Source organism: Glutamicibacter sp. X7 (assembly GCF_054889245.1).
Genome location: NZ_CM142678.1, coordinates 603,088 through 615,660 on the forward strand (window position 1 = coordinate 603,088; position 12,573 = coordinate 615,660).

General features: G+C 58.4%; 10 protein-coding genes, 1 tRNA gene and 2 riboswitches. Of the genes, 7 read left to right on the forward strand and 4 right to left on the reverse strand.

Annotation, left to right across the window (positions count from 1 at the left end; genetic code table 11):
• Nucleotides 1-26 precede the first annotated feature (26 nt).
• Entirely contained in the window at nt 27-1,148 is a 1,122-nt protein-coding gene (serC, locus tag ACYU0X_RS03100; RefSeq protein ID WP_418908371.1) for a phosphoserine transaminase, read from the reverse strand.
• Nucleotides 1,149-1,422: 274 nt separating this feature from the next.
• On the opposite strand from serC, the gene ACYU0X_RS03105 reads away from it, so the two are divergent.
• The 5 genes from ACYU0X_RS03105 to ACYU0X_RS03125 all read left to right on the forward strand — a co-directional run bounded on the left by ACYU0X_RS03105 (nt 1,423) and on the right by ACYU0X_RS03125 (nt 7,213).
• Nucleotides 1,423-2,121, forward strand: a complete 699-nt coding sequence (locus tag ACYU0X_RS03105) for a metal-dependent transcriptional regulator (RefSeq protein ID WP_309408842.1) — start codon at nt 1,423-1,425, stop codon at nt 2,119-2,121.
• A 104-nt stretch (nt 2,122-2,225) separates the two neighbouring features.
• Nucleotides 2,226-2,382: riboswitch (cyclic di-AMP (ydaO/yuaA leader) on the forward strand.
• A 5-nt stretch (nt 2,383-2,387) separates the two neighbouring features.
• A complete protein-coding gene (locus ACYU0X_RS03110; protein ID WP_461902109.1) occupies nt 2,388-3,395 on the forward strand; it encodes a M23 family metallopeptidase in 1,008 nt (335 codons plus the stop codon).
• Nucleotides 3,396-3,517: 122 nt separating this feature from the next.
• Nucleotides 3,518-3,686, forward strand: a riboswitch (cyclic di-AMP (ydaO/yuaA leader).
• A gap of 3 nt (nt 3,687-3,689) precedes the next feature.
• Entirely contained in the window at nt 3,690-4,556 is an 867-nt protein-coding gene (locus ACYU0X_RS03115; RefSeq protein ID WP_418908373.1) for a C40 family peptidase, read from the forward strand.
• Between the two features lie 421 nt (nt 4,557-4,977).
• Entirely contained in the window at nt 4,978-5,274 is a 297-nt protein-coding gene (locus ACYU0X_RS03120; RefSeq protein ID WP_418908374.1) for an HNH endonuclease, read from the forward strand.
• A 70-nt stretch (nt 5,275-5,344) separates the two neighbouring features.
• Nucleotides 5,345-7,213 (forward strand): ABC transporter ATP-binding protein, encoded by a 1,869-nt coding sequence (locus ACYU0X_RS03125; RefSeq protein ID WP_418908375.1) that lies wholly within the window; start codon nt 5,345-5,347, stop codon nt 7,211-7,213.
• A gap of 68 nt (nt 7,214-7,281) precedes the next feature.
• Here the strand turns inward: ACYU0X_RS03125 and ACYU0X_RS03130 are convergent, their stop codons facing one another.
• A complete protein-coding gene (locus tag ACYU0X_RS03130) occupies nt 7,282-7,707 on the reverse strand; it encodes an NUDIX hydrolase (protein ID WP_418908376.1) in 426 nt (141 codons plus the stop codon).
• Nucleotides 7,708-7,896: 189 nt separating this feature from the next.
• Here ACYU0X_RS03130 and ACYU0X_RS03135 point away from each other — a divergent pair, with 189 nt between their 5' ends.
• The gene (locus tag ACYU0X_RS03135; protein ID WP_418908377.1) at nt 7,897-9,126 is read left to right on the forward strand and encodes an ROK family transcriptional regulator; all 1,230 of its coding nucleotides are present in this window, start codon (nt 7,897-7,899) and stop codon (nt 9,124-9,126) included.
• Between the two features lie 141 nt (nt 9,127-9,267).
• On the opposite strand, the gene ACYU0X_RS03140 is transcribed toward ACYU0X_RS03135, so the two are convergent.
• Both ACYU0X_RS03140 and ACYU0X_RS03145 read right to left on the reverse strand, forming a co-directional pair.
• A tRNA-Arg gene (locus tag ACYU0X_RS03140) sits at nt 9,268-9,341 on the reverse strand.
• Between the two features lie 66 nt (nt 9,342-9,407).
• Nucleotides 9,408-10,040: a hypothetical protein gene (locus ACYU0X_RS03145; protein WP_418908378.1), complete on the reverse strand. Its 633-nt coding sequence runs from the start codon at nt 10,038-10,040 to the stop codon at nt 9,408-9,410.
• Between the two features lie 61 nt (nt 10,041-10,101).
• Here ACYU0X_RS03145 and pcrA point away from each other — a divergent pair, with 61 nt between their 5' ends.
• Complete coding sequence (gene pcrA / locus ACYU0X_RS03150; RefSeq protein ID WP_461902110.1) at nt 10,102-12,471, forward strand: DNA helicase PcrA; 2,370 nt, start codon at nt 10,102-10,104, stop codon at nt 12,469-12,471.
• The last annotated feature ends 102 nt before the right edge of the window (nt 12,472-12,573 follow it).

Here is a 12,573-nt window from a genome sequence, read left to right on the forward strand (position 1 = left end):
CATCAGTGCGTTAAGCCCAGCTGTGATTAGAGCTGCTCGATCACGTAGTCAATGCAATTCAACAAGGCCGCAACATCGGAGGGTTCGATGGCTACAAAAGTCGCGATGCGCAACTGATTCCGGCCAAGCTTGCGGTAGGGCTCGACATCAACGACACCGTTGGCGCGAAGCGCCTGAGCGATGGCGTTGGCATCAATTGAGTCATCAAAGTCGATCGTGGCAATCACATTGGAACGGTGCTCCGGATTGCTCACGTAGGGCGCCGTTGCTTCGTTGGCCTCGGCCCAAGCATAAATCTGACCGGCGCTCTGAGCGGTACGTTCCGCGGCCCACTTCAGTCCGCCATTGGAATTCAGCCACTGAATCTGCGCATCGAGCGACACGAGCGTTGTGAGCGAGGGCGTGTTGTAGGTCTGATTCTTCAGCGAGTTATCTAGTGCGGTCTTCAGATTCAGGAAGTCAGGAATCCAACGGTCCGAGGCCGCAATTTCCTCGATGCGTGCAATCGCCGCGGGGGACACCATGGCGATCCACAAGCCCCCGTCGGAGGCGAAGTTCTTCTGAGGCGCAAAGTAGTAGACGTCGGTTTCGCTGAGGTCGACATCCAGGCCGCCGGCGCCGCTGGTAGCGTCAACGACAACGAGGGCGTCCTCGTTAGCGCCAGCAACGCGCTTTACCGGAGAGGACACACCGGTGGAAGTTTCGTTGTGCGGCCAAGCGTAGACATCAACGTCGGATTCGGCGACGGGCGCTGGTAGCGAGCCGTTCTCCGAGGTGATGATGCTGGAAGGAGCGAGGAAAGGCGCCTTGTCCGTAGCCTTGGCGAACTTCGAACCGAACTCGCCGAAGGAGAGGTGCTGAGCCTTGTTGCGCACTAAGCCGAAGGCAGCAGCGTCCCAAAACGCGGTGGAACCACCTACGCCAAGCAACACTTCGTAGCCTTCAGGAGCATTGAAAAACTCTTTCAGGCCGTTTTGTACCGATGCCACAAGGTTTTTCACCGGGGCCTGGCGGTGCGAAGTGCCGAGGAGGGTCGATCCAGCATCGACAATCGCCTGTACCTGCTCCGGGCGGACTTTAGAAGGACCTGCACCAAATCGACCGTCTGCGGGCAGTAGGTTTTCCGGAATGATGATTGCTGTGCTCATCGCGCTCCTAAGCGTTTTAGCGACTGGGTCAAAACCTTGCCCCTGGCGCTCGCCGAGTTACGGCGGGCGGAGGAATAAACCAAACAAGGTTTTGCGTTGCAACTACCATCTTCGCAAATAGCGGTGGCCGTTGGGGAAAACGGGAGCTTGGGTTACGCCGGTGCAACATCGAGCGTTGAAAGGCGAGCTGGCGGTCTAAGCAAGTAGAGTGGACTATGACGTCTCGTTTTCCTAAGCGACCTTGAACTGATGTTAATTCCCAGGAGCGACTACCGTGTCTGACCTCATCGATACCACAGAGATGTACCTGCGTACCATCCTCGAATTGCAGGAAGAGGAGATCGTCGCGCTGCGTGCACGTATCGCGGAGCGTCTTGGCCATTCGGGACCAACTGTTTCCCAGACCGTGGCGCGTATGGAACGTGACGGTTTATTAGTCGTGTCATCGGATCGTCACCTTGCCTTGACCGAAAAAGGTCACGAATTGGCAACGAGCGTGATGCGCAAGCACCGACTCGCGGAGCGACTCCTAGCGGACATGATCGGCTTGGATTGGGAATACATCCATGAGGAAGCGTGCCGTTGGGAACACGTGATGAGTGAGCGCGTCGAACGTCGCCTTTACGAGTTGTTGGGCAACCCGACGGTTTCGCCGTACGGTAACCCGATTCCGGGTCTCGAGGTTCTCGGTGGCCCCAATGTGAGCAAAATCTCAGTTGACGTGCAGAATCTAGATACCGCGCTACTCGAGGGCAATCACGGGCCGGTTACCATTGAGCGTCTGGCCGAGCCCATTCAGACCGACCCAATCCTGCTCGGACAACTGAATGAAGGTGGAATTACTCCGGGTGCGGTCGTCACCCTGGAGCGCGCGGATGACTATGTCGTGGTCCGTGTGGATGGCATCGAAGGGGCTCTGGAGCTACCGGTAGAGGTCAGTAGCCACGTCTTTGTGCGCTCTCTCAAAAGATAACGAAATTGTAACTTTACCGTTCGACCGGTAGGCTAGATATGGCTCCGCACGTCTGTGTGGACTGCTAATTCCGGACACTACCGCCGAGTATTGCCCTGTGTCCGGATGCGTTAGGGACAAAAGTAGGGCAATAGCGGGGGACCCACATCTTTTGGCGCGACTGCGTCTTGGGGTGAAGCCATGTTCTTGGGGGATCATGGCAGGCCTTTTCTCAGGGGCCGAACCCGACAGCTAACTTCGCAGGCGCGAACGTGAGAGGGAAAGTTTTGGCAGAAACCAACGTTTCGGGGCGCCGTGCTGCGGCGACCAAGGTAGACGAGGTGCAAGAAATTGCCGCGGCCGCAACCGAGCAGGTTGGCGGACGTCGTGCGCGACGCGTAGCCGAGGTCTCCATGGAGGCGCCTGCGCCCACCCATGCCAATTATGTCGGCCGCCGTTTCGAAACGGTGCGTCGATACGGTGTTGCTCCTCGTCAGGCGGATCTGCATGCCGCAGAATCGGTTGAAGGCAATGTCATTGCCTTCCCGGCGCCGACGCCGAGTGTCAATGAAGCTAATGGTGCTCTGGTTCAGGAGCTCAAGCTAGCTCCGAAGAAGAGCCTCAACCTAGGATTTACGCACAAGGTTGCCGCAGTGGCCGCCGTGTCCGGTCTTGCCCTAGCCGCGGTGAGTCCGCAATTGGCAAGTTCGGTAGACAAGCAAGAACATACTGTCCAGGCTGAGCGCGCTGCGAACTCGGCGGTTGTTGACGTCAAGGCTCCAAATGCTGGTGGGCTTGACGTTCAGCGAGCTTCCTTTAAGTCTGAGCGCAATCCGGAAGTTGCCGCTGAGGAGAAGTTCTCCGAGGTCATGTCCGCTTCAGGTGGCGATGTAACGGCTATTGAGTCGGCTGGTCTGCTAAATGCGCCGGTGAACTCAAACCGCATCACTTCTCCCTTTGGACACCGCAAGAACCCGACCGGACCCGGTTACATGATTCACAGCGGCATGGATTACGGCGTAGCGTGCGGCACCGAGGTGCGGGCTTCTGCGGCCGGAACTGTTACCGTTGCGGGCTGGGCTGGTCACTCCGGCAAGCGCGTGACAATCGAACATGGCAACGGTCTTGAGACTGGGTACAGCCACAACTCGCAGCTTTTGGTCAATGTGGGGGATAAAGTCGAGCGAGGCGATCTCATTGCATTGAGCGGTACTACCGGCAATTCGACGGGGTGCCATGTGCACTTCGAGGTCATCGTCGATGGTGACTTCAAGGACCCGCGCGGCTGGTTATAACGATCTTGGTCACCAATTCGTGACCAAAATGTGACAATTGGAGTTCGCTCCTATAGACTTGAACTCGTGCCCAGGGAATCGCTGGGCAACATCGCGTGAGAACCGAGCACTGTCAACACGCGGTGGTAGTTATACACAACTCGTACGGCAGTGGCGGGGGAACCAACATCGGGTGATTGGCTAGGCCAATAACCCTAGGGGTGAAGTGGAAGAGAAGGAAACTTCGAATCCACCGAGGTAACTCCACTTCGAACCCGACAGCTTACCTCGTAGGTATCAAGGAGAGGCTTTATCGTGACCAAGCGCCAGTCGCAGGGACGCCACCGCGCCCCATCGGCAAGCACCAACCCGCTTGAGGTTATCTCTCAGGCAGTGTCCTCGAATGCAGGATCGGTTGGACGCCAGGCAGCAGTAGTAGCTGCCGCATCCGGTTTGATCGTCGCATTGGGTGTGCCAGGCCAGGCCACCGCACCGCGCGATGTTTCCGCATCCCCGGTTGACACCATTAACCCGGAACGAGTTTCCGTCAAGGCAGTGAAGGTTGCCAGCGACAAGTCTGAGAAGGTTCAGATTGAACGCGCCGGCTTCACCGCTGAAGCGAAGCCGGAGCCTGTAGTCGTGGCCGTGGCCAACGACATCACTCCGACGACTCGTCAGAACCGTAGCGGTGGGTCCACCACCACTACCACCAGCAGCAACTCCAACGGTGGCGGAAGCTTGGCTCCGACCACCCGCCAGAACCGCAACGGTGGCCAGGACACTTCCGGAACCACGCAGAGCACTGTGACGAAGGAAGAATCCAGCGTCCAGACTTCCAGCCTGTCGGGTATTGCTGCGACCGCAGCCAAGTACGTCGGCGTTCCTTACGTGTGGGGCGGTTCCTCGCCTTCCGGTTGGGATTGCTCGGGCTTCGTGAAGTACGTTTACGCTCAGCACGGCATCAACATCGCCCGTGGTACCTCGGCAATTCTGGGCTCCGGCCAGTTCAAGCGCACCAGCAGCCCGAAGCCGGGTGACCTTGTCTTCCAGAACGGTGGCGGTCACGTTGGCATCTACCTAGGTGGCGGCAAGATGATTGGCGCGCAGAACCCGACTGTGGACACCATGATCCACTCGGTGACCCGTAACCCGCTCTACGGTTACTACACCCTGGCTCGCTAGAATCATAGCTTTGACGCGGCCCCCGAAACCTCACGGTTTCGGGGGCCGCGTCTTTTCTACGGTGAACTTTTGTCCTAACGTAGGTGAAATGTTCTTTGTCAGGGACCGTATCGCTGACATTAGTACTAGTCTTCGCCTAGGCTACAAGTGGAATGAGTAGACGAAGCGAAACAGGCACTGCACTGAAAGAGGTGCACAGCAGACGCCGGAAAGAAGCACGCGCATGAGAACACTGGTTTTGAACGCAGGGTACGAGCCACTCGCCGTGGTTACCTTTCGTCGAGCGCTCCTTCTTGTGCTAGCCGAGAAAGCTAGCATCGTGGTCGAGGATGTTGCAGCACCTGTGCGGAGCACGCACGGCCAGCTGCCGCGGCCCACAGTTATAGTTCTCAAGCGTTATGTTAGACGCCCCTACAGGAGCATGAACCATGTCTCCCGTAGGGGCGTTCTTCGTCGAGACCACTTTCGTTGCGCCTATTGTGGACGCGCGGCGAACACCATAGACCACGTGATACCGCGGTCGCGCGGCGGGCTCAATACGTGGGAGAACCTGGTAGCAGCCTGTCTGCCTTGCAACAGCCGTAAGGCGGACAAGACGCTGGCCCAGCTGGGGTGGAAACTCAAATTTACCCCGCGTGAGCCCAGCTACGGTGGGCATTTGATCAGCGGCCTGGACCGCATCGATGAGACGTGGAACGAGTACTTGCAGGCTAGTTGAGAAATAGAATCGCCGCCTAGAGAGTTATGCCTAGGGATCTTGGCCTAGGTAGGAAGCGGGTGCGGCGATTATGAGCATGGAACATGCGGCGTGGAGTTCTTTGTGGAAACTTCAGCACGAAGGTTCCGAACGGGCGTACGACGAGCGGACTCCGCGACGTGTGCTACGTTTTGCCGCCGCCTACAAGCCTCGCCTGGTCATCTTCGTCCTATTTTCGATTATTTCTGCTGGGCTCGCGGTGATCACCCCGGTGTTGGCCGGCCGAGTGGTTGATGCGATTGTTGGGCAAGACAGTTGGGAGACCATACGCAATCTGGCGATGATCATCGCGGGTGTTGCGGTGCTCGACGCCGTTGTGTCGATGTTGGTGCGCTGGCAGTCCTCCAACCTTGGCGAACGCATTATCTTTGACTTACGCACTCAGGTGTTCGATCACGTGCAACGCATGCCGGTCGCGTTCTTTGCTAGGACGCGGACCGGGGCCCTGATCTCTCGTCTTAATTCCGATGTGATTGGCGCGCAAGCGGCCTTCGCGGGAACGCTGTCGGGTATCGTCTCCAACGCGGTTTCACTGGTGTTAACGGCGGTTGTCATGTTCACCACCTCATGGCAGGTTACCCTGCTGGCCTTGCTGTTGTTTCCGATTTTTGTGCTTCCAGCTCGCCGCTTCGGTCGGTCACTCGCTGGGCTGCGGAAGCAATCTGCAGACCTGAATGCGTCTATGAGTACGCAGATGACCGAGCGTTTTTCTGCGCCAGGTGCCACCTTGATCAAGCTGTACGGTCGTCCCGCCGAGGAGTCCGCACAGTTTGCTTTGCGCGCAGATAAGGTGCGCGATATCGGCGTGAAGATGACCATCCGCCAGTTCGCCTTCGTTACCGCGTTGAGCCTCGTGGCCGCCCTGTCGCTGGCCATGGTGTACGGACTTGGCGGGTTCTATGCGCTGCGCGGGCAGATGGCCGCAGGCGACGTCGTGACACTAGGCATGCTCATCGTGCGCCTTTACACACCGCTGACGGGACTGGCCAATGCTCGAGTCGAGATCACGAGCGCGTTGGTGAGTTTCGATCGAGTCTTCGAGGTGCTTGATCTTGAGCCGCTAATCAAAGACCGCGATGATGCGCGCGAGCTTCCTGCCGGGGAACTCAACGTGCGGTTCAACCACGTGAATTTCGCGTACCCCAGTCCCGAGGAGGTGTCGCTTGCGTCGTTGGAAGATACTGCGGTGCTCGACACTCGCGGGGGCGAGCAGGTGCTCCATGACATCGACTTTGAGGTGCCCGCTGGACACACGGTGGCATTGGTCGGTTCCTCGGGAGCCGGAAAGTCCACGATTGCCCAGTTAGCGTCACGGCTCTACGACGTGAGCTCCGGAAGCGTGGAGATTGGTGGCCGCGACGTTCGAGAGGTGACCTTGCAGTCGCTGCACGCCGCCTTGGGCGTCGTCACGCAGGATGGCCACCTGCTTCATGAGACGATCCGAGCAAATCTCCTGCTAGCAAACCCCGAAGCAAGTGAGCAAGAGTTGTGGGAGGCGTTGAGCGATGCCCAGCTTCGGGCGCATGTGCAGAGCCTGCCCGACGGTCTCGATACTGTCGTGGGGGAGCGCGGTTACCGACTGTCGGGCGGGGAACGGCAACGACTGACTATCGCCCGTATGATTCTGTCGAACCCACGCTTCGTGATTCTGGACGAAGCGACCGCCGCGCTCGATTCGCGGAATGAGCGACTTGTGCAGCAGGCACTCACCCGTGCCCTGGAGCGGCGCACCGCGCTGGTGATTGCCCATCGGCTTTCAACCATCCGTGATGCGGACGAAATTCTCGTGGTGCACGATGGGCGTATCGTCGAACGCGGTACCCATGAGCAGTTGCTTGCCGTAGGAGAGCACTACGCTCAGTTCTATCGCACCCAGTTTCAGGAATCCGGCTCGTCCTAGGCAGTGCTCGAGTTCGCCGCGACGAGGCATCAGAAAGTATTTACACGGAGAAAAAACTTATTGAGGGGTTAGCGGCTCGTTGCCTGCTGTCGTTGCTCGGCAATGAGGTTGGGAAGAACTCGGTCGCGGAGCAACGGCGCAATATCATCGCGAGCGAGCGCCAACTCTGGGCTTATCCAGAGAACTTCTTCCAGCTCAGCTTGCGGTTTTACCTGACCGTGGAATGCTGACTTGAATAGGTGAGCCACGATTGAGGTGTCCAATTCATTGGCGGCAGGTCCTTCCCAAAGGCCCCAATTTTCGAGATCAGCCTCCTCGAAGCAAAGGCCCAACTCCTCCTGGATTTCGCGTCGCACGGCCGATCGAGCCGATTCGCCTCGTTCTAGCTTGCCGCCAGGCTGCATGAAATACGACGTGCCGCGTTTGCGGACGAGAAGGATTTGCCCATCATCATTCACTAAACATGCGGCCGCGATAGTCAAAATGTTTTCCACTTAATCAGCATATCGCGTGTGATTATGTGTCAGAGGTGGTAACGTGCTGAGGAGGATCTCCAACGTTTTTAGTTGAGACGAATTCTGGCCCACGACTCGCACTCAGGGGCCGCATAGAGCTCGCCAGCAACCAAGAGCATTGGAACGAAAGATCGATCCATCTAATTTAGAGACCAATGGAGCAGTCATATGCAACGGGGTACCAACCTAGGCCGTCTTGGGGACTTTAACCAGGCCGTAATTTTGGAATCCATCCGCCGAGCACCGGACGGGATCAGCCGAGTTGAACTCGCTGGATCCACCGGACTCTCACCACAGACCATTTCGAATGTTGTGCGTCGACTTCTGGACGATGGAATCGTCCGCGAGGATCGCACCATCGTTTCCGGTCCAGGCAAACCACGTACCGTACTGGAGCTTGAAGGCAATCGCCTGATCTCCATCGGCATCCACCTGGACCCAAGTGTTATCACCTTCGTGGTGATGAACCTGCGCGGCGAAGTGATTCGCCAGCGCAAGATTGAAACCCCGAACCTGGAGGTCATTTCCGAGACCATCCAGACCATGGCGACCAACGTCAAGGAGCTCATCGCAGAGATCCGAGTGCCGAAGAAGCACGTGGTCGGCGTCGGAATTGCCGTACCTGGCCCGGTGAACGTTGAAGACGGCATCGTACTGAACCCACCGCTGCTGGACGGCTGGGCCGACGTTGAACTTGTCGCACCGTTGCGTAAGCTGCTACGCCTGCAGGTAATCATCGAGAAAGACACCATCGCCTCGGCTGTTGGGGAACTCTGGCACGCACGTGAAGATCAGGAGCAGGATTTCGTCTTCGTGTACTGCGGCCATGGCTTCGGCGCTGGCCTCGTGCTCGGCTCGGACGTGCACCGCGGCTCGAGCAACAACGCCGGTGAGATCGGGCACCTGTCCACCGGGTACAAGTCCGTACGCTGCGAAGAGTGTGGCGCGGATGACTGCCTCGCGGCAGGAACCTCCTACGAATACCTCGCCAAGGTGGGTAACGAACGCGGACTGAACCTGCCTACCCCTGAGGTCATGGGCCCCGAGCAGCGCGCCGAAGGCATGAAGCAGCTCGTGGAACTGGCCAAGGACGGCAACGCTGTAGCCAAGGAAGTTCTTGTGGACTGCTTAGTCAAGGTCGGCGAAGTCGCCGGTCAGCTGGCAAACACTTTCGACGTGCGTGAAGTCGTCTTTGGTGGGCCCCAGTGGGATGTCGTACGAGAGCTTGTTGAGGACGAAGTGAACGAGGCAGTTCAGCGTCGTTTCGCGCTGCGCGGTGTGCATGATGTCACCACTCGCACCTCTACCCTCGGGTCGCAGGTCGGCGCCGTTGGCGGTGCCTGCGTCGTGATGGACGCGTCGTTGTCGCCAAAGGCAACCGCGTTGCTTCTGCGCTAATAGCCGGAAAGCAAAGCGTGAGGTCCCGCCCGGGAATTCCTGAGCGGGACCTTTGCGCCATATGCCCTAAGTGGTCGTTATCTACAACAAAAAGCGCCGCTTGACTGGAGAATCCAGCGCAAGCGACGCCCGTAGTGAGTGTGCCCCTGGCCGGAATCGAACCGACGGCCTACCCTTTAGGAGAGGGTCGCTCTATCCTACTGAGCTACAGAGGCAACGGCCCCGAAGAGCCGTTTTAACAGTATCCTATTGCGCTCCTAGGCCGTGAATTAGACCCGAACCTAGCCCTGGGCCTCGGCGATTTTGGATCTAACCGTCGCAAGAATACGGCGAATAGCGAATCCAACCACTAGGGCCGCGGTAATCAGCAGGGTTACCCAGCGAACCGTCGTGAGCAATGAAGCGACAAACACCGCACCGGCCGTGGGATCGCCGGTGAACAACGCATCGATCACAAAGTTTTCGATGATATCGCTGACGGCAAAAAGTAGCGGGGCGCTAAAAGCCAGCCAGCGTTGCTTCCGCACCGGTATCCAGCGAGCCAGCGCAAGCATCGAAAACAAGGCCGCGATCAACGGGAAGAGCAAGCCGGCCGTCTTGTGCAGGTAATTCAACTGCCCGATGGCATCGTCATCCATGACCGACTTCAACGCCTGGATATCGGAGAGGGTGTACCCGAAGATACGCTGATCGGGCATGGCTAACCCGTTGCTGAGGTCTGTCATTTGGTTCAACGTCAGCACGTGATAGTAGACGAAGAGAAACACAGCGGTAAAAAGACCGGCGGAGATCAGCAACATCGGGTTGGACTTAGCGTCGCTGCTCGGGGAGGGAGTCGGCGCCGCCGCTGGCTGCGTCGGCGCGGTGTTGTCCGGGCGACGGTACACTTTGCTCTTCTTGATCTTTTTAGCCATACCCCCATTATGGTGGCTCGGGAGGCCAACTGTCCGACGCCCCACGTAGACTGTCAGGACCATGGATTTCCTTTTCGATGACTTTTCCCAGGCTCCTAAGGCACCAGTGATGCCCACCGCCGACGAGTTGCTCGTAGGCATGAATCCGCAGCAGGAAGAAGCCGTGCGCTATCAGGGCGGCCCCCTTTTGATTGTTGCGGGAGCGGGATCGGGCAAGACTCGTGTGCTTACCCACCGCATCGCCTATCTCTTAGCGACGGGGCGAGCACGGCCACATGAAATTCTTGCTATTACCTTTACCAACAAGGCGGCAGCGGAAATGCGCGAACGCGCTTCCGAACTGATCGGTGAAACGAACGCGAATAAGATGTGGATCTCCACCTTCCACTCCTCCTGCGTGCGAATTCTGCGTCGTGAAGCCTCCGCCATCGGTCTGAAATCCAATTTCTCCATCTACGATTCGGCCGATTCATTGCGCCTGATCACGATGGTGGCCAAGGGCCTCGATATCGACCCGAAGCGGTTTACTGCCAAATCCATGGCACACAAGATTTCCTCGCTCAAGAACGAGCTCATTGACGAGGAAGACTATGCGGCGACGATCAATGAGAACGACCCATTTGCCCGGGCCGTCGCCCAGGTCTACCGGGGATACGCTCAACGAATGCGCTCGGCCAACGCGCTGGACTTCGATGACCTGATCGGCCAAGTCGTGTACATGTTCCGCGCCTTCCCGGCCGTGGCCGACAACTACCGGCGGCGTTTCCGGCACGTGCTGATTGACGAATATCAAGATACGAACCATGCGCAATACGCTCTGGTGCGTGAACTTACCGGCCCAGACGGCCTGACTCCGCCCGGTGAGCTCACCGTGGTGGGTGACTCGGATCAGTCGATCTATGCATTCCGCGGGGCCGATATTCGCAACATTGTGGAGTTCGAGAAAGACTACCCCGACGCGGCCACCATCAAACTCGAGCAAAACTACCGGTCTACGCAAACCATTCTGACCGCGGCGAATGAGGTCATCAAACGCAACCCGGATCGCAATGACAAGCGGCTTTGGACCGCAAGCGGTGAGGGCGAGAAAATCGTCGGTTACGTCGCCGAGAACGAAAGCGACGAGGCACGTTGGATCGCCGAAGAGATTCTGCGGCTCAACGACGAAGAGCAGATTCGCCCCGGCGATGTAGCGGTGTTCTACCGCACCAATGCGCAGTCGCGCGCCTTGGAAGAACAGCTGATGCGCGTGGACCTGAAGTATCGGGTTGTCGGTGGAACCAAGTTCTACGACCGTAAGGAAATCAAAGACGCGCTGGCCTACCTGCGCGTCCTGGTCAACCCCGATGATGACATCAACGTCCGCCGAATCCTCAACGAACCCAAACGCGGCATCGGTGATCGTGCGGAAGGTGCCGTGGCAGCGCTCGCCGAACGCGAACGCCTGACATTCATGCAGGCACTACGCCAAGCCGACCAAGCGCCGGGCTTAGGAACCCGTGGCATCAAAATGGTCGGGGCCTTCGTTGAACTCATCGACGACCTGCACACCGTGGCCGAAGGATCGGGTCCGGCCGAGGCACTCGAGGCTGTACTGGAGCAGACCGGGTATCTGGCGACCTTGCGCAGTTCCACCGACCCACAAGACGAGTCGCGCGTGGAGAACCTGGCCGAACTGGTGGCCGTTGTGCGTGACTATGTCAAGGACGAACCGGAAGGCGGGCTTGAAGGATTCCTCGAGCGTGTTGCGCTGGTCGCTGACGCAGACCAGATTCCGGAACAGCCTACCGACGCCGAAGGTGCCGATATGGCCGCACAGGAGGGCATGGTCACGCTGATGACCTTGCATACCGCCAAGGGCCTGGAATTCCCGGTGGTATTCCTGACGGGCATGGAGCACGGGGTGTTCCCGCACCAGCGTTCGATGACCGATGAGAAGGAGCTCGCCGAAGAGCGGCGACTGGCCTACGTGGGGCTGACCCGGGCGCGCCAGCGGCTCTACCTCTCCAGGGCTGAGCAACGCAGTCTGTGGGGGCAGTCGCAGTACAACCCGGCGAGCCAATTTCTCGGGGAAGTGCCCGAGACGTTGATCGATTGGAAGCGAGAAGGTTCGGCCACTAGCTGGTTGAGTACGGGTGCGTCGAATTTCACTTCCAGCCGTTTCGACGGCGGATCGCACTGGGGTGCAAGTGCCGGCGGGAACACCCGATCCGTCACTCGTCCGGGGCTGACCGTGTCCAAACAACGTGTCCAACAGCAAAAGGAAATCGTCATTCCCAAGGTTGGGCAGCAGGTCAAACACGCTAGTTTTGGCCAAGGCGTGGTCATTGCGCTGGAAGGGGCAGGCGACAAGACTGTGGCGAAAGTCCAATTTCCCGAGGCGGAGAAGCGACTGCTACTACGCTACGCCCCGTTGGAAATCATAGACTGATCCGCACCTTTAGCTTCGGTCTCGGTGTCCGCCGGGCGCATTTTTAGCGCGTTTGAGCTTTCTCTACACGCTGTAAAACTGGGAACTTGCGGGATGAAGGGC